The 15,786-nt window shown below is 69.3% G+C and carries 18 protein-coding genes; 11 read left to right on the top strand and 7 right to left on the bottom strand.

Features of this window, described 5'->3' with window-relative positions:
• A partial coding sequence (locus tag E8A12_RS15460) for a CBS domain-containing protein (protein ID WP_293370382.1) occupies window positions 1–576 on the bottom strand: 576 nt, incomplete at its 3' end.
• Window positions 577–844: 268 nt separating this feature from the next.
• On the opposite strand from E8A12_RS15460, the gene E8A12_RS15455 reads away from it, so the two are divergent.
• The 9 genes from E8A12_RS15455 (at window position 845) to E8A12_RS15415 (ending at window position 8,876) form a co-directional block, all read left to right on the top strand.
• A complete protein-coding gene (locus E8A12_RS15455) occupies window positions 845–982 on the top strand; it encodes an entericidin A/B family lipoprotein (protein ID WP_293370380.1) in 138 nt (45 codons plus the stop codon).
• A 116-nt stretch (window positions 983–1,098) separates the two neighbouring features.
• Window positions 1,099–1,494, top strand: coding sequence for a DUF983 domain-containing protein (locus E8A12_RS15450; protein WP_293370378.1), 396 nt, complete (start codon window positions 1,099–1,101; stop codon window positions 1,492–1,494).
• Between the two features lie 72 nt (window positions 1,495–1,566).
• Window positions 1,567–1,719, top strand: a complete 153-nt coding sequence (locus tag E8A12_RS15445) for a DUF3309 family protein (RefSeq protein ID WP_293370376.1) — start codon at window positions 1,567–1,569, stop codon at window positions 1,717–1,719.
• 65 nt (window positions 1,720–1,784) lie between these two features.
• Window positions 1,785–3,098, top strand: coding sequence for an MFS transporter (locus tag E8A12_RS15440; RefSeq protein ID WP_293370374.1), 1,314 nt, complete (start codon window positions 1,785–1,787; stop codon window positions 3,096–3,098).
• Window positions 3,091–3,870: a DUF599 family protein gene (locus E8A12_RS15435; RefSeq protein WP_293370372.1), complete on the top strand. Its 780-nt coding sequence runs from the start codon at window positions 3,091–3,093 to the stop codon at window positions 3,868–3,870. The genes E8A12_RS15440 and E8A12_RS15435 overlap by 8 nt, the downstream gene beginning before the upstream one ends.
• Before the next feature lie 51 nt (window positions 3,871–3,921).
• Complete coding sequence (locus tag E8A12_RS15430) at window positions 3,922–4,263, top strand: YciI family protein (protein WP_293370370.1); 342 nt, start codon at window positions 3,922–3,924, stop codon at window positions 4,261–4,263.
• Between the two features lie 8 nt (window positions 4,264–4,271).
• Window positions 4,272–5,504, top strand: coding sequence for a DUF6596 domain-containing protein (locus E8A12_RS15425; protein ID WP_293370368.1), 1,233 nt, complete (start codon window positions 4,272–4,274; stop codon window positions 5,502–5,504).
• Between the two features lie 55 nt (window positions 5,505–5,559).
• Window positions 5,560–7,335 (top strand): feruloyl-CoA synthase, encoded by a 1,776-nt coding sequence (locus E8A12_RS15420; protein WP_293370366.1) that lies wholly within the window; start codon window positions 5,560–5,562, stop codon window positions 7,333–7,335.
• Window positions 7,335–8,876: an acetolactate synthase large subunit gene (locus tag E8A12_RS15415; protein ID WP_293370364.1), complete on the top strand. Its 1,542-nt coding sequence runs from the start codon at window positions 7,335–7,337 to the stop codon at window positions 8,874–8,876. The genes E8A12_RS15420 and E8A12_RS15415 overlap by 1 nt, the downstream gene beginning before the upstream one ends.
• An 81-nt stretch (window positions 8,877–8,957) precedes the next feature.
• On the opposite strand, the gene E8A12_RS15410 is transcribed toward E8A12_RS15415, so the two are convergent.
• The 3 genes from E8A12_RS15410 to E8A12_RS15400 form a co-directional block, all read right to left on the bottom strand.
• Window positions 8,958–10,277 carry a hypothetical protein gene (locus E8A12_RS15410; protein ID WP_293370362.1) on the bottom strand — a complete coding sequence of 440 codons (1,320 nt, stop codon included), beginning with the start codon at window positions 10,275–10,277 and terminating at the stop codon, window positions 8,958–8,960.
• Window positions 10,278–10,438: 161 nt separating this feature from the next.
• A complete protein-coding gene (locus E8A12_RS15405) occupies window positions 10,439–10,900 on the bottom strand; it encodes an NfeD family protein (RefSeq protein WP_293370360.1) in 462 nt (153 codons plus the stop codon).
• Window positions 10,901–10,903: 3 nt separating this feature from the next.
• Entirely contained in the window at window positions 10,904–11,896 is a 993-nt protein-coding gene (locus E8A12_RS15400; RefSeq protein WP_293370358.1) for an SPFH domain-containing protein, read from the bottom strand.
• Window positions 11,897–12,017: 121 nt separating this feature from the next.
• Here E8A12_RS15400 and E8A12_RS15395 point away from each other — a divergent pair, with 121 nt between their 5' ends.
• The gene (locus E8A12_RS15395; protein WP_293370356.1) at window positions 12,018–12,584 is read left to right on the top strand and encodes a YbjN domain-containing protein; all 567 of its coding nucleotides are present in this window, start codon (window positions 12,018–12,020) and stop codon (window positions 12,582–12,584) included.
• A 181-nt stretch (window positions 12,585–12,765) separates the two neighbouring features.
• On the opposite strand, the gene E8A12_RS15390 is transcribed toward E8A12_RS15395, so the two are convergent.
• The 3 genes from E8A12_RS15390 to yaaA are packed head-to-tail and all read right to left on the bottom strand — an operon-like array spanning window position 12,766 to window position 15,381.
• Complete coding sequence (locus tag E8A12_RS15390) at window positions 12,766–13,743, bottom strand: nitronate monooxygenase family protein (protein ID WP_293370354.1); 978 nt, start codon at window positions 13,741–13,743, stop codon at window positions 12,766–12,768.
• A gap of 11 nt (window positions 13,744–13,754) precedes the next feature.
• Window positions 13,755–14,534 carry an SDR family oxidoreductase gene (locus tag E8A12_RS15385; RefSeq protein WP_293370352.1) on the bottom strand — a complete coding sequence of 260 codons (780 nt, stop codon included), beginning with the start codon at window positions 14,532–14,534 and terminating at the stop codon, window positions 13,755–13,757.
• Window positions 14,535–14,565: 31 nt separating this feature from the next.
• A complete protein-coding gene (gene yaaA, locus E8A12_RS15380; RefSeq protein ID WP_293370350.1) occupies window positions 14,566–15,381 on the bottom strand; it encodes a peroxide stress protein YaaA in 816 nt (271 codons plus the stop codon).
• Between the two features lie 77 nt (window positions 15,382–15,458).
• Between yaaA and E8A12_RS15375 the strand changes: the two genes are divergently transcribed.
• The coding region (locus tag E8A12_RS15375) for a hypothetical protein (protein WP_293370348.1) at window positions 15,459–15,786 on the top strand (328 nt) is incomplete at its 3' end.

Below are 15,786 nucleotides of genomic sequence, written 5' to 3'. Positions count from 1 at the left end.
CTGCAGTTCGCCCATGTTGCGCAGGACCTCGTCGATCTCCTGGTCGTCAAAGCAGTACTTCACCTCGGAGTTCATCACGTCGCCGACCTTGGCGTTCGGCCCCATGCCCGCGGCAACCGCGCGGATGGCGATGTCGCGGTCGGTGATCATGCCGATCAGTCGATCGTTCTCGCCCACCGGCAGGGCTCCGGCGTCCAGCTTCGCCATGGCCTTCGCCGCGCCGCCAATGGTTTCGTTGGGGTCGACGATCTGGACCTCGCGGGTCATGCACTCACTCACTCTCATCGCAACCTCCGGTGTGTGGCTTCCCGACTCAAGACGGCTTTCGGCGGCCGCGAGGGCGGCCATGATGGGGTTCGACAGGTCGCCCAGCGCCTGTCCCGCGGCCAACGCCCAATCCAGGCGGACCTGGGCCTGCCCGGCGCACAGGTTCATCGCGCTGGCCGTCATCTCCGTGGCGGCCCGGCTGAAGGCCAGGGCGCCCTCCTGCGCCGACGCGAGGAACGCGGCGTAGCAGCGGAATGGCGCGAGGGCCGCATCCGCCGGCGCATCGAAATGACCACTATCAGGGGGCATCCGCCTCTCTCCTTATCATGAGCAGGGTTTCGATCGGGGTACGGGCGGAGCTTTGCCTCACAGCGATCGCGTCCTGCCGATTTTCGGGTTCCGGACCGGGGACGCCTGCCCCGTTCCACCCCACCAACCACCGACGGTTGCCCGAAGTTCGCCCCGTCGATGCAAAATTGATGGGCCGGCCAAGCCTTGGACGGCCGCTGGGCGGGACCGGAGCTTGACTGGATGCCCGCCAACGGCGAAATGCCTGCCCAGTCGAAGGGGGATTCCGATGCGTAAACTGATTGTGCTCTGCGCTGCGGCGTCCGCCCTGCTGGTGGCCAGCTGCAACACCGTCGCCGGCGTCGGCAAGGACGTCTCAGCCGCCGGCCAGGCGGTCACCAAGACCGCCGACGACGTCAAGCGCTAGCCACCGCTTCACGGCCTAAAACTCACGGACGGGGCGACAAAATAGCGCCGTCCGCCGGTGCGGCGGATCGCCCGCGCGCCTTTCCTTGTGGGCATATTGGGCCCATATCCCGCGGCATGGCTGAGATCGTCTATCCGCTGCGTCGCTCCGTCTTCCGGGGCCTTTCCGGCCATTGCCCGGCCTGCGGCAAGGGCGCGCTCTTCTGGAAATACCTGAAGGTCAACGGCCGCTGCGAGATCTGTGACACCGACCTCGCGCGCTATCCCGCCGACGACGGCCCGGCCTATGTCACCATCCTCTTGATCGGCCACCTGGTGGTGGCGCCGATGCTGTTCTTCTCGGTGGTCTGGAAGTCGAACCCACTCTACTCCCTGCCGATCATCCTGACGGCCCTCGCAGGCCTGACGCTGGCCGTTCTGCCCCGGGTCAAGGGCGGCTGGATCGGGCTGATGTACTCGCTCGGCGTCAAGGACACCGACGCTCACCTGCACACCGCGAACCTCGCCGACTAGGGGCTGACCGCCGGAACCTCCACCGTAGCCGCCCGTTGGGCTGGCCTCGGACATCACACGGAGGAGAGACGCGTGGGCCTTATCCTGATCATCATCCTGATCCTGCTTCTGGTCGGCGCGCTGCCGACCTGGGGCCATTCGCGCAGCTGGGGCTATTACCCCAGCGGCGGTCTCGGACTGATCCTGGTCATCATCATCGTCCTGGTGCTGCTCGGACGCATCTAGCGTCCGCCGCCCCTGACGTAGCGATCAAACTCGCCTAGCATCCTCCCGAACAATCGGGGGGATGGATGGCTGAGGGCGTAGCGACGGCGGAAGCCACGGAGCGGATGGCACCGCTCAAGCGGATCAAGGCGATCCTCGGCGGCTCGGCCGGCAATCTGGTCGAATGGTACGACTGGTTCGCCTATTCCTCGACCAGCCTCTATTTCGCGGCGCATTTCTTCCCGAAGGGCGACGCCACCGCCCAGCAGTTGCAGACCGCGGCGATCTTCGCGGCCGGCTTCATCGCCAGGCCCGCCGGCGCCTGGCTGATGGGGGTGTTCGCCGATCGGGCGGGACGGCGCGCGGCGCTCACGCTCTCGGTGGCGCTGATGAGCCTGGGCTCCTTCGCCATCGCGGTCTTGCCGACCTATGCGACGATCGGGGTCCTGGCACAGTTCGGCCTCCTGGCCGCACGGCTGGTCCAGGGCCTGTCGCTGGGCGGCGAATACGGGGCCAGCGCCACCTACATGTCGGAGATGGCCGGCCGCAAGCATCGCGGTTTCTGGTCGTCGTTCCAGTACCTGAGCCTGATCGGCGGCCAGGTGGCGGCGCTGTTCGTGCTGGTCATCCTGCAGCACCTGCTGTCGAAGGCCGACCTGGCGGCCTGGGGCTGGCGCATCCCGTTCGCGATCGGCGGCGTGCTGGCCATCGTCGTCTTCTGGATCCGCACCGGCCTCGACGAGACCCGCGCCTATCTGAGCGAGACCGCCTCCAGGTCCGAGCGCGGGCGCACCCTGACCCTGCTGCGCCGGCATCCTCGGGAGTTCGCGATCGTGCTGGTGCTGACCGCGTCCGGCTCCTTGGCCTTCTATGCCTATACGACCTACATGCAGAAGTTCCTGGTCAACACCGCGGGGTTCTCCAAGGACACCGGTACGGCGATCATGGCCGCGGTGCTCCTGTGCTACATGCCGATCCAGCCGCTGGTCGGCTGGCTGTCGGACTTCGTCGGGCGCCGCACCACCATCGCCGTCGGCCTGGGCCTGGGCGCGCTCGCCACCTATCCGGTAATGACCGCCATCTCGCATTCCACCTCGGCGTTCGCGGCCTTTGGCCTGATCATGATCCTGATCCTCTGCCACTCCGGCTATTCGGCGGTGAACGCGGTGGTGAAGGCCGAGCTGTTCCCGGCCTATATCCGCGCGCTCGGGGTCTCCCTGCCCTATGCGCTGGCCAACGCCCTGTTCGGCGGCACGGCGGAATATGTGGCCGAGTGGCTGAAACAAGCCAGGATCGAGAGCGGCTTCTACATCTACGTCGCGTTGGTCATGATGGGCGGCGCCATAGCCGCCGCGCGCCTTCGCAACACCAACGTCACCAGCCAGCTCGCCGATGATTGACCTTAGCCCCTTCTACCTAAGCCCGCTGAACATCGCCGCGTTCAGCCTGTTCGCCGTCTGCTGGTTGGGCTACCAGCCGCTGCTCACCCTGCTGGGCCGCCGCGGTGGGGCGGTGATCAACACAGACCTGATGGTGGTGCGCAGCGCCTGGATGCACAACATGGCCAGGCGCGACAACCGGTTCATGGACGGCCAGCTGCTCGCCCAGACCCTGAGCTCCTCGTCCTTTTTCGCCTCCTCGAACCTGATCCTGATCGCCGCCACAGCCGGCGTGCTATTCGGCGGCCAGGCAAGCTTCCGCAATGTCTCCAGCCTGGTGGTGATCAAGACCTCGTCTCGGGTGCTGTTTGAGATGCAGCTGGCCCTCGTGGTGGTCACACTCGCCCGCGGCCTGCTGGATTTCATCTGGGGAATCCGCCAGTTGAACTATGTGCTGGCGGCTATCGGGGCGACGCCCGAACGGGCCGACGACAATTCGCATCACGCCTTCGGCGACGTGGCCGGACGGCTGCTGAACCCGGCGCTGCATTCGGTGAATTCAGGCGTGCGCGGCTACTACTTCGCGCTGGCTGCGGCGGCCTGGCTGTTCGGGCCTGTCACGTTCATGGTCGCCACCCTGGGCGCGACCTACCTCCTGGTCTGGCGTCAGCGCCGCTCGCCCGCCGCCTACGCCATCGCCGACCTGCGCAAGCTGATCGAGAGCTATTCGCCGCCGAACGTGAAACCCAAGATACCTGTCGAATCCAGACGAGGCCGCACGTCTCTCCCGTGACGCGGCCATTCGCGTCGGCCAAAGCTGGCCGCAACCGGGAAGGACGAGACGATGCAATTTCTGCTTATCATCTACAGCGATGAAGGCCTGCAGGACCAGGCGGTGATGCAGGAGATAACCGCCGCCCATATGCGCCTGGGCGCCGAGTTGCAGGAGAGCGGCGCCATGGTCGGTGGCAACCGCCTGCGGCCCTCCGACACGGCCACCACAATTCGCACGACGGGCGGTGTCCAGAGCCTGCATGACGGCCCCTACGCCGAGACCCGCGAACAGCTGGGCGGCTATTATCTGGTCGAAGCGCCCGACCTCGACGCCGCCGTCGCCTGGGGCAAGAAGATCCCCGGCGGGCCGAACTACGCCATCGAGGTCCGGCCGATCTGGCCGCTCGGCTAGGCTGAGCCGTGCAGGCGGAGCGCATCCTGGCCGAAACCGTGCGCGAGGCGGGCGACCGCATCCGCGCGGCGCTCGCCATGCGCTTCCGCGACCTGGACATGGCTGAGGAGGCCTTCGCCTTCGCCAGCCTTCGGGCCGTAGAGACCTGGTCGCGCGACGGCCCGCCGCGCGACCCGGCCGCCTGGCTCTATGCCGTGGGGCGACGGCGGGCCTTCGACCTCGGCCGCCGGGCCACGGTACGCGCTGATGCCGTCCACGACGCACCGGAGCCGGAACCTGATCCAGAGACGATCCTGATGGCGGCCTTCGAGCCGATCCCGGACGAGCGGCTGCGGCTGATCTTCGTCTGCTGCCACCCGGCCCTGGCGCCCGAGGCGCGGATCGCGCTCACCCTGCGCACGCTGTACGGCCTGTCGGTGGAGCGGATCGCCCGCGCCTGGCTGACCAGCGAAGTCGCCATGCTGCAGCGGCTGACGCGGGCCAAGCGCAAGATACGCGACGCCGGCATCCGCTTCGAGATCCCGGGCCCCGACGCCTGGCCGGAGCGGCTGGACGCGGTGCTCGCCACTCTCGAGATCGCCTACGCCCAGGCTTACGAGGACGCCGCCGGCGCCGGCGACGCTGCGGACCTGGCCGCCGAGACCCTCCGGCTTTCGGGCCTCCTTGTGGAGCTCGCGCCCGCTGAGCCGGAGGTGCTGGGGCTGGCCGCCCTGATCCGCCTGACCGAGGCGCGCCGCCCCGCGCGCCTGGACGAGACCGGCGCCATGATGCCTCTGTCGGAACAGGACATGGGTCTGTGGGACCGCCGGCTGATCGGCGAGGCCATGGCGCTTCTGCGTCGCGCCGCCGAACTCGGCCGCAGCGGCCCCTATCAGCTGATGGCGGCGATCCACGGCGTCCACGCCACCCGCCTGGAGACCGGCTTCACCGCCTGGACCCATGTGGTGGCGCTCTACGATGCGCTGTTGGCCGTGCGTCCCTCCCCGATCGCCGCGGTCAACCGCGCGGTGGCCCTGGCCGAGGCCCAGGGACCCGACGCAGGCCTGGCGGCGCTTAGCGCCATCGAAGGACCCGAACGCCTGGCCGCCTGGCTGCCCTACCAGGCCGCCCGCGCCGGCCTCTTCGCCAAGGCCAGCCGCGGAGCCGAGGCGGCCGAGGCCCTTCGCGCGGCGCTGGCGCTGCATCCGGCCCCCGCCGAGCGTCTGTTCCTGGAGCGCCGCCTGGCGGCCCTCGCACAATGATCAATGTAGATGGGGCGCTTCCCATCCATCGCAGGGCTTGGAATAAGGCTCTGGCATGGACGCCGACCACCAGACCCTGACCGCGCCCTTCCGCGACCCGCGCTATGCGCCGAGGCGGCTGGAGATCGAGCACCGCGGCGGCGGCGAGATGGTGCTGATCAATCCCACGCCCTATTCGACCCGTTTCCTGACCATGACCGCGCCCCTCGCTCATTGGGCCAAGGCCGCGCCCCAGCGGGTGTGGCTGGCGGAACGGTCGGGCAAAGGCTGGCGCACCGTCACCTTCGCCGAGGCGCACGAGCAGGTGATGGCGCTGGCCGGGGGTCTCAGGTCCCTGGGCGTCCAAGGCCCCGGCCCGCTGCTGATCCTGGCGCACAACGGGATCGACCACGCCCTGATCGCCTACGCCGCCATGAGCCAGGGCGTGCCGGTCGCGCCGGTCTCGCCGCAATATGGGCTGAAGGGCGCCAATCCCGAGCGCCTGGCGCGCGCCTGCGAGGTGCTGCAGCCCTGCGCGGTCTACACCGACGATGCGGCCCTGTTCGCCGAGGGCCTCGGCGCGCCGTTCCTGGCCGGCTTGCCCACAATCGCCTCGAAACACGCCCGGCCCGGGGACGCCGCCTTCGCCGACCTGGCGCGCAGTCCGGCCGCCGTGGCGACCGCGCAGGCCGGCGACACCGCCAAATACCTGCTGACGTCGGGCTCCACCGGCCACCCGAAGGCGGTGATCTGCAGCCACGCCAACGTGACGCTGAATTCCGCCCAGATCGCTGCCTGCTTCAACGATCCCGACCCGCCGGTGATGGTCAATTCGGCGCCCTGGAGCCACAGCCTGGGCGCCAATTCGATCCTGCACATGTCGGCCTATCGCGGGGGCACGCTCCACATCGACCACGGCCAGCCGACCGCCGCACGGTTCGGCGAGACCGTCAGGAACCTGCGCGAGCTGTCACCGACCTACCAGAACATGGTGCCGGCCGGCTGGATGCTGTTCGTCGACGAACTGGAGAAGGACGAGGCGCTGGCGCGGCGGTTCTTCGAGCGCGTTCGGGTGCTGCAGTACGGCGGCGCGGCGCTGGGCCAGGCGACCGCCGACCGCATCCAGGCCGTGGCGGCGCGCACTGTCGGCGAGAAGATCAGCTTCGCCTCGGGCTATGGCGCCACCGAGACCGGGCCCACGGCGTGCAACGTCCACTGGCCCAACGACGTCATGGGCCTGATCGGCCTGCCGGTTCCAGGGACCTCGGTGCGTCTGGTCCCGATGGCCGGCAAGCTCGACTTCCGGGTGAAAGGGCCGCAGATCACCGCCGGCTATCTGGGCCTGCCGGAGCGCTCGACCGAGGCCTTCGACGACGAAGGCTTCTACATCCTTGGCGACGCCGCGCGGCTGGTCGACCCTGACGACCCGACCCGGGGCATGGTCTTCGACGGACGGCTGTCGGAGAATTTCAAGCTAGCCAGCGGCACTTTCGTCGGCGTCGGCGACCTCCGGATCGGCGCGGTTGGCGCTATCGGCGGGGCGGTCACCGACGCTGTGGTCTGCGGCGAGGGCCGCGAGGCCGTGGGCCTGCTGCTCTATCCCAATCCGCGGCTGACGCCTGACGCGGTCGCCGCCGCGGTCCGCGCGGGGCTGGAAACCTTCAACGCCAAGGCCCGCGGCTCCGGCGGCCGGGTCGCCCGCGCCCTGGTCCTTCCGGACGCGCCGGACCCGGTCTCCGGCGAGATCACCGACAAGGGCTACATCGCCCAGGCGCTGGCCCGCCAACGCCGGGCCGATGCGATCCAGCGGCTGTTCGCCGTCCCTGCAACCCCCGATGTGATGGTGTTCTGATGAACGGCGCCGACGCCCTGCTCGCGACCCTGATCGCCAACGATGTGACCGCCTGTTTCGCCAACCCCGGCACCAGCGAGATGCAGTTCGTGGCCGCGCTGGATGGCGCCCCGGCCATGCGCCCAGTACTCTGCCAGTTCGAGGGCGTGGCGACCGGCGCCGCCGACGGCTACGGCCGCATGGCCGGCAAGCCCGCCTGCACCCTGCTGCATCTGGGTCCCGGCTACGGCAACGGAGTCGCCAATCTGCACAATGCGCGGCGCGCCTTCACGCCGATCGTTAACGTGATCGGCGACCACGCCACCTATCACCGCCAGTACGACGCGCCGCTGAACTCCGACATCGCCACCCTGGTGAAGCCCAACTCGCTGTGGGCCAAGTCGGCCGACAGTCCGGACACGGTCGCCAGCCTGGCAGCCGAGGCGGTGGCCGCCAGCTTCGGGCCGCCCGGCGGCCCGGTGAGCCTGATCCTGCCGGCCGACAGCGCCTGGCTCCCGGCCCCGGGCGAGCCGGTGATCGCCCAGAGGCCGATGCGACCGGCGCCGGCCGCCTCGGCGATCGAGGCGGCCGCCCGCGCACTCAAGGCCGCCAAGAATCCCGTCGTGCTGATCGGCGGCCAGGCCTGCCTCGCGGCCGGCCTCAGCGCCGCGGCGCGCCTGCAGGCCACGGGCGTCACGGTCTACTCAGACACCTTCATCGCGCGCACCCCCCGCGGCGCCGGCGCCTTCGCGCCCAAACGCATGCAGTATTTCGGCGAGATGGCCCTGGCCGAGCTCGAGGGCGTCGACCTGATGGTCTACGCCGGAACCGCCATGCCGGTGGCCTTCTTCGCCTATCCGGACCGGCCCAGCGTGCTGGTTCCCGAAGGCTGCAAGACTTTGACCCTGGCGGAGCGCAGCGAGGACGCTGTCGCCGGCCTCACCGCCCTGGCCGATGCGCTCGACGCGCCGAAGGAGGGGGCCGTCCAGCCGCTGGCGCTGCCGGACGCCGCGCCGACGGGGAAGCTCACGGCCTATGCGGTCGGCGCTTCCATCGCCCGCCATATGCCTGAGGGCGCCATCGTCTGCGACGACAGCGTCACCTCCGGCGCCGGCGTCGCCGCCGCCGCCGCCACAGCCCGGCCGCACGAGGTGCTGGCGCTCACCGGCGGCGCGATCGGCGCCGGCCTGCCGCTGGCCATCGGCGCCGCGGTCGCCGCGCCGGATGCGAAGGTCCTGTCGCTGAACGGCGACGGCGCGGCGATGTACACGATCCAGGCGCTGTGGACGATGGCGCGGGAGAACCTCGACATCACCGTGGTGGTGTTCGCCAATTACACCTACCGCATCCTGAACATCGAGATGCTGCGCACCGGCGCAGGTGAGGCCGGACCTTCGGCGCGCAAGCTGCTGGAGCTGGGCGATCCGAAGATCGACTTCGTCGCCCTGGCCAAGGGCCTGGGCCTGCCGGCTGTGCGCTGCGAAACCGCTGAGGCGTTCGAAACGGCCTTCGCCGGCGCCATGGCCCAGCGCGGCCCGATGTTCATCGAAGCGGCTATTTGATTTCCCTTCCCGCAACGCTGGAAAGGAAAAAGGCCCGCGGCGTAAACCGCGGGCCGTGTTCTCGGCCGATAGAGCTGGACGTCAGCCCTTCTTCTTGTTGGTCGGCAGCACGCAGTTGCCGGCGAAGGAGCAGGCGACGGCTTCCTTCGGCGTGCCCGGGTCGGTGTATTCCACCATGTAGCCCGGCAGGCCGTCGGCGCAGGCGACTTCCAGGCGCATGCTGCCGGTCGCCGCCTTCAGCGGCTGGCCGACGCTGGAGACCGTGCAGTCCTTCTTGTCGAACTTCTTCAGGTCGGCGGTAAGGCCCGAGTAGTCGACCTTGCCCAGCGAGCAGCGGAAGCCCGCCAGCAGCGCGTGGCCGCAGTCATAGACCACGCCCTTGCCGCTGGCCGGGAAAATGCCGATCGCGCCGTTCCCGTCGCCGCAGACCATTTCGACGACTTCCTTGTCGCCCTGGGTCGGGAAGATGGCGTAGCGGGTCACCGCGCAGTCGGAGCCCGCGGCCTTCGCCAGCTTGGTGTAGAGGCCGGCCTGCTCGGCGGTGGCCGCGCGGGTGTCGGTGAGCGTGCAGGTGCCGGGCGGCACCTTGGCGCAGTCGAGGCTCTGGGCGACCTGGCCGGTCATGCTGGCCTTGACGATCCAGCCCTTGCCGTCGGCGCAGGAGAACTCATAGCCCTCGGTGCCGTCGGTCAGCAGGCCGATGAACCGGCGGTCCTTCACGGTGCAGCCGACGTTGGCGCTGGCGGCGAACTTGTCGGCGATGGTCAGACGTCCCGCGGGCGAGCCCATCATGCATTTCACGTTGGCGTTGGCCGCGTCGTAGGCGAGGCAATTCAGAGCCGTGGCTTCCTTGGAGACCAGCAGCGGGGCGCTGGCGGTCACCATGTAGCCGGAGCCACCGGGGCACAGCACCTCGAAGATGGTGTTGTTGGCGGTCTGACCGACGCCGCGGATATTCTCCGGCGCACAGGGCACCTTGGCCTTGGCGACCAGCGTGGCGACGGCCGGCATCACGTCGAGGTTGGCCGGCAGGATACAGGGGTTGCCGGGCTTGGTCAGGTCGGCCGGATAGTTGGCCACCAGGCAGCTGTACATGGTCGGCGCCGCGGTGCCGTTGGTCTGCACCAGGAAGCCGATGGAGCCCGGGCCACAGGCCACTTCATAGACGCTGGGGGTGACCCCGGTCTTGGGATCCTTGGCGCCCTTGCCCGCCAGGCGGGCGTCGGAGACCGGGCATTCGACGCCCGCGGCCTGCATGATCGCCGGCGCGTCGGCCATGCCCTGCTTGCGCGAGGCGGCGTCGACGGTGGGCGCCTTGACGGCGGGGGCCGCCATCGCGGCGGCCGGCGCCACCACGGCGACGATAAGGGCGACGAGGAGCCCCAATCCGATTGGCCTCATGACTTCAGTATCTCCTGGACGTTTGTTCCGGGCGTGGGGCCCGTTCGGCGCACATAAGCGCCATGAACCCCATAGGGGTCAAGACGAGGGCGTCGACCTGAGAAACTTCAGCGCGCTTCCAAGGGCTTAGCGAACACCGTTGGGCATTGCGCGGCGAATCTTCAGGCGCCGCGGACCCTTAGCTGGGCGCCGGCCACGCCCACGACCTCGACACGGGCGCCCGCCGCCAAGGTCTCGCCGTCCTCGAGCTCGGCCGCCCATTCCTTTCCGTCGACGAACACCCGGCCCGAGCGACCCACGAAGGCGGCGACCGCGCGTCCCTGGTGGCCGATGAGGCGGCCGACGCTGTCATTGATGTCGCCCCCGGGCTGACGGAACAGCGACTTGGGCAGGTAGCGCCGAGCCAGCAGGATCGAGGCGATCGTCAGCAACGCGAAAACCAGCACAGCATCGGAAGGGCTCAAGCCGGCGAAGGTCGCCAGAAAGGCCACAAGCGCGGCCACGCCGGCAGGCCAGAGCAGCCAGCCGGAGCCGGTCATCACTTCGACCACCAGGAACAGGGCCGCGACCGCCGCCCAGCTCCAGAAGGGGTGGGCCAGATAGAGGCTCATCGGGTCGGGCATGGTTCAGCTCCCCGCCGGCGGGACCGCCGTGCCGCCGCGGGTCGCCGGCCGCGCCGCGGGATTGGCGCGCGGCGGGACCGGCGGTTGCTCGGCCTGGGCGCTCCGTACGAGTTCGCCGATGCCGGCGATGGAGCCCACCAGCGAGGCCATGTCGGCGGGCACGATCACGGTGCGTTGCTGCGGGCTGTCGGCCAGCTTGCCGAAGGCTTCCACGTACTTCTGGGCGATGAAGTAGTTGATGGCGTTGACGTCGCCCTTGGCGATGGCGGTGGAGACCAGCTCCGTCGCCTTGGCCTCGGCGCCGGCAGACCGCTCGCGGGCTTCGGCGTCGCGGAACGCGGCCTCCTTGCGGCCCTCGGCCTGCAGGATCGCCGACTGTTTCTGGCCCTCGGCCACGGTGATCGCCGCCTGCTTCTCGCCGTCGGCCTCGGTGATCACCGCCCGGCGCTCGCGCTCGGCTTTCATCTGGCGGGCCATGGCGTTGGTGATGTCCGGCGGCGGCTGCAGGTCCTTGATCTCGATGCGCGCCACCTTGACGCCCCAGGGGTTGGTCGCCGCGTCGATCACCTCCAGCAGCCGCGAGTTGATGTGGTCGCGCTGCGACAGCACCTCATCCAGCTCCATGTTGCCGACCACGGTGCGCAGGTTGGTCATGGTCAGCTGGGTGATGGCGAAGTCGAGGTTGGTGACCCGGTAGGCGGCGGCCGCAGCGTCCATCACCTGGATGAAGACGATGGCGTCCACCTGGACGGTGACATTGTCCTTGGTGATCACCTCCTGCTGCGGCACCTGCAGCACCTGCTCCATCATGTTGATGCGCCGCCCGATGCCCTCGACGAAGGGGGTGAGGAAGCTGATGCCCGGCTTCAGAGTGCGGGTGTAGCGGCCGAACCGCTCGACGGTCATCTCGCGTCCCTGCGGAACGATCTTGATCGCCCCCAGCGCCACCAGCAGAGCCAGAACCGCGAAGATCGCGGCGACAATCGTGATGACCATGAGCCTCCCCCAACCGTTTGCGCGAGCTTAGTCACCGGCCCGGTCCAACGCCATGGAAACCCGCCGCGCGCCGGCAAGGCCACACTCGCGCCCGGCCGCCAGGTCTGCTAGCGACGCGGCCATGTTCTGGAAGACCACCGCCATCCTCGCCTGCGCGATCCTGGCCACGGGCGCAGCGAAAAAACCCGCGCCGGCGGCCGCGGCTGCCGCCGCTGGCGCGCCGGCGCCGGCCAAGCCCGCCGCGGCGGTCAAGCCCGACGCACCCTTCGACGCCCGCGATCCGGCGAGCCTCGTCGCCCTGCTGGCGACCGCCGGCGCCAAGGCCTCGCTGGTGCATCGGGAGGACGATGCGGTGCTGGTCACCGTCACCTCGACCGCTGCCGACTTCTCCGCCCAGTACGCCGGCTGCAACGCCCAGGGGCGGGCCTGCAAGGTGGTGCTGTTCGACAACATGACCGACCAGCCGGGCCCGACCTTCGCCCAGCTCAACGCCTTCAACCAGACGTCGGCCATGTGCCGGAGCTATGAGGACAAGGCGTCCAAGCCGCACGTGGTCTATTCGACCCTGCTGTTCGAAGACGACAGCCGCGACCGGATGAAGGTCCAGGTGGCCGCCTGGACCGGCTGCGTCGCCGAATTCCGCAACTTCCTGAAGGACCCGAACGACTACCTGGCGAACGCGCCCTAGGCCCACCTCCCCCGCGCAGCGGCGGGAGGGGGACCAACGGCCGAAGAGCGAGCGGTGGAGGGGCTAACGTCAGGCTCGGCGGACAGCTGACTTTATCGACGCTCAGCAACTGGGGCTCGCCCCCTCCACCATCGGCTCTTTGGCCGCCGTTCCCCCCCGCCATTGCTGCCCGCGATTCGCCCTAAGCTCGCACTTTCGCCCTCAGCCTCGCCACCCGATCGATCGCGCCCTCGGCCTCGGCCATGATCCGCGCCACGATCTCGCCGGCGGGCAGGACGTCGCGGACGCCGCCGGCCGACTGGCCCATGGCGAAGGCGGAGCGGTCGATGTCCAGGCCATCGATCTGGCCGCCGATGCCGCCCATGACGCCGGCGCGGCTCGACAGGATGGCCTGCTGCGGGAAGGGCTGGATGTCGGCGGCGCGGCTCTCCCATTCCTCGACGTAGGGGTTCTTCTTCACCCGCATGGGTTTGCCGGAATAGCTGCGGGTGCGAATCGTATCCTCGTCGGAGGCCTCGACGATCACCTCGCGGTACATCTGCCCGGCGTGGGCTTCTTCGGACGCAATGAAGCGGGTGCCCATCCAGACGCCGACCGCGCCCAGGCTGAGTGCGGCGGCCAGCCCGCGCCCGTCATAGAGCCCTCCGGCGGCCACCACCGGGATCTTCACCGCCTCCACGGCCTGAGCCACCAGCGGCATGGTGCCGACCAGGCCGGTGTGTCCGCCGCCCTCGCCGCCCTGGCAGATCACCGCGTCGCAGCCGGCCTGTTCGGCCTTTACCGCGTGCTTCACCGCCCCGCAGACCACCATAACCTTCAGGCCGGCGGTCTTCAGCTTCTCCATGATCGGCATGGGCACGCCCAGGCCCGCCACGAAGGACGAGGCGCCCTCCTGGATGATGATCTCGACGCTGGCGGTCAGGCTGTCGGGGCTGGCGGCCAGGAGGTCGACGCCGAACGGCTTGTCGGTCAGCGATTTCACCTTGCGCATCTCGTCGCGGATGAAATCGGGCGAGCGGCCGGCCATGCCCAGGACGCCATAGCCGCCAGCGTTGGAGACCGCCGCGACGAGCTCCGCGTAGGAAACCCCGCCCATGCCGGCCAGCATGATCGGGCGTTCGACGCCCAGCAGATCGCAGAGCTTGGTGTGCAGGGTCATGGCGTCCCTCCTCAGAAGATCGTGTAGCCGCCGTCGATCACGAAGCTGTCGCCGGTGTGGAAGCGCGAGGCGTCGGAGGCCAGGTAGACCGCGATGCCGGAGAAATCGTCGCCCTCGCCCCAGCGGCGGAAGGGTACGCGGCGGATCACCTGGTCGTTGAACTTGTCGTTGCCCTGGGCCCCGGCGGTCATGTCGGTGGCGATCCAGCCGGGCAGGATGGAGTTGGCCCGCACGCCATGGCGCGCGTACTCGACCGCTAGGCCGCGGACCATGGCCAGTACGCCGGCCTTGGTGGAGGCGTAGGCCTCGTTGCGCGGCGCGCCATGGATGGCCGAGGTGGAGGAGGTCACCACCAAAGAGCCGCCGGGATCGCCGTCCTTCGCGCGCTCGACCATGTGGCGGACCGCCTCACGGAAGGTCCAGAACACAGCGTCCAGGTTCACGGTGGTCACCCGGCGCCACTTCTCCGTGGTCATTTCGTCGAAGGGCGCACCGCCGCCGATGCCGGCGTTGGCCGCGCAGAAGTCGAGCCGGCCGAGCGTCTTGATCACCTCGGCGAGGCCGGCCACGACCGCGGCCTCGTCGGCCACGTCGACCTTCTGCACCAGCACCTCGCCGCCATAGGCCTTGAGCGCCGCCTCGGCTTTCGCGTTCTTGTCCGGGTTCTGACCCCAGATGGCGACCTTGGCGCCGGCGGCGGCCAGGCCTTCGGCCATGCCAAGGCCGATGCCGCCGTTGCCGCCGGTGACCAGCGCCACCTTCCCCGTCAGGTCGAAGGGCTTGAACGCCATGACCGATGCCTCCCTTTTCCGTTGTTGTAGCTCACAATTGGGCTGCGGCCTTCGCGGCCGCGCGCACCTGCGCCACCGGCGGCGGTTGCGGCCGGGCGAAGGTGAACTCCTCGTCGCTCGAAAGCGAGGGGACGAAGCGGTAGCCGTCGACGTCGAAGGCCTTCAGATCCTCCGGCCTGTCGATCCGGTTGTCGATGGCGAAGCGCGCCAGGGCGCCGCGCGCCCGCTTGGCGAAGAACGACATGATCCGCGCCTCGCCGTCCTTCTCTTCCAGGAACCGGCACGCGACCACGCCAGCCTTGAGCGTGGCCCGGTCGACGGCGCCGAAATATTCCTGGCTGGCGCAGTTGATGACCACCTTGCGCTTGTGGCCGGCCAGCGTCGCGTCGAGCGCCTCCGACACCCGTGGCCCCCAGAAATCGTAGAGGCTCTGGCCGCGCCTGGTCTTGATCCGCACGCCCATCTCCAGCCGGTAGGGCTGGATGGCGTCGAGCGGGCGCAGCACGCCGTAGAGGCCGGACAGGATCCTCAGGTGATCCTGCGCCCAGCCCAGCGCGCGTTTGTCCAACTCACGCGCCTTGAGGCCCAGATAGACGTCGCCGTTGAAGGCGAAGGCCGCCTGCAGGCCCTCCTCGCTGTCCGGCTGGAAGGCCTGGAACCGTTCGCGGTTCAGCTTCGCCAGCGGGTCGGAGAGATCCATCATCCGCTTCAGGTCGATCACCCTCAGCTTTTTGGCGACGGCCGCCAGCTCGGCGGTGTGCTCGGCCATCTGCGGCGCGCTCATCGGCGCGCGGATCGGCGGGGCCGTGAAATTGAGGGACTTGGCCGGAGAAAGGACGATGAGCATCGAGCGATGCTTTGCCGTGTCCCGGACAGCAAGCCAAGACCCAAAGACCCGCTCGTCCCGCCTTGCTGACCATGCTGTTGTCGGCCATCACATCGGCGATGCTTTTGCCGCGCGCCGCCCGGGCGCTCTTCGTCGGCCTGATGGCGGCGCTCGCGCTCGGCGGCGCGGCCCACGCCGGGCCGCTGGGCGCCTGTATCTGGTCCAAGCTTTCGCCAGCTGAGCACACGAAGGTCCTGGCGGCCTATCAGAAGGACATGGGCGCCGGCGCGGCCGTGCTGGAGAAGCTCAGTGGCCCGCTCAAGGCCAGGGCCACGCTCTGCGCCAAGCGAAGCGACATCCCACCCGACTGGATCCAGACCGTCACCGGATCGGAGGCCGTGCAGGTCTACGCCGCTGACGCGTTGC

It is taken from the genome of Phenylobacterium sp., assembly GCF_004799395.1.
Lineage (GTDB): Bacteria > Pseudomonadota > Alphaproteobacteria > Caulobacterales > Caulobacteraceae > Phenylobacterium.
Note: the sequence above shows the minus strand (reverse complement) of the source record. Positions and strands in the feature narration are given on the sequence as shown.

Bases quoted from the DNA above. Each gene is read 5' to 3' on its own strand.
- E8A12_RS15455 (WP_293370380.1), top strand. From the start codon at position 845: ATGCGTAAACTGATTGTGCTCTGCGCTGCGGCGTCCGCCCTGCTGGTG.
- E8A12_RS15450 (WP_293370378.1), top strand. From the start codon at position 1,099: ATGGCTGAGATCGTCTATCCGCTGCGTCGCTCCGTCTTCCGGGGCCTT.
- E8A12_RS15440 (WP_293370374.1), top strand. From the start codon at position 1,785: ATGGCTGAGGGCGTAGCGACGGCGGAAGCCACGGAGCGGATGGCACCG.
- E8A12_RS15435 (WP_293370372.1), top strand. From the start codon at position 3,091: ATGATTGACCTTAGCCCCTTCTACCTAAGCCCGCTGAACATCGCCGCG.
- E8A12_RS15430 (WP_293370370.1), top strand. From the start codon at position 3,922: ATGCAATTTCTGCTTATCATCTACAGCGATGAAGGCCTGCAGGACCAG.
- E8A12_RS15420 (WP_293370366.1), top strand. From the start codon at position 5,560: ATGGACGCCGACCACCAGACCCTGACCGCGCCCTTCCGCGACCCGCGC.
- E8A12_RS15415 (WP_293370364.1), top strand. From the start codon at position 7,335: ATGAACGGCGCCGACGCCCTGCTCGCGACCCTGATCGCCAACGATGTG.
- E8A12_RS15410 (WP_293370362.1), bottom strand. From the start codon at position 10,277: ATGAGGCCAATCGGATTGGGGCTCCTCGTCGCCCTTATCGTCGCCGTG.
- E8A12_RS15405 (WP_293370360.1), bottom strand. From the start codon at position 10,900: ATGCCCGACCCGATGAGCCTCTATCTGGCCCACCCCTTCTGGAGCTGG.
- E8A12_RS15400 (WP_293370358.1), bottom strand. From the start codon at position 11,896: ATGGTCATCACGATTGTCGCCGCGATCTTCGCGGTTCTGGCTCTGCTG.
- E8A12_RS15395 (WP_293370356.1), top strand. From the start codon at position 12,018: ATGTTCTGGAAGACCACCGCCATCCTCGCCTGCGCGATCCTGGCCACG.
- E8A12_RS15390 (WP_293370354.1), bottom strand. From the start codon at position 13,743: ATGACCCTGCACACCAAGCTCTGCGATCTGCTGGGCGTCGAACGCCCG.
- E8A12_RS15385 (WP_293370352.1), bottom strand. From the start codon at position 14,534: ATGGCGTTCAAGCCCTTCGACCTGACGGGGAAGGTGGCGCTGGTCACC.
- yaaA (WP_293370350.1), bottom strand. From the start codon at position 15,381: ATGCTCATCGTCCTTTCTCCGGCCAAGTCCCTCAATTTCACGGCCCCG.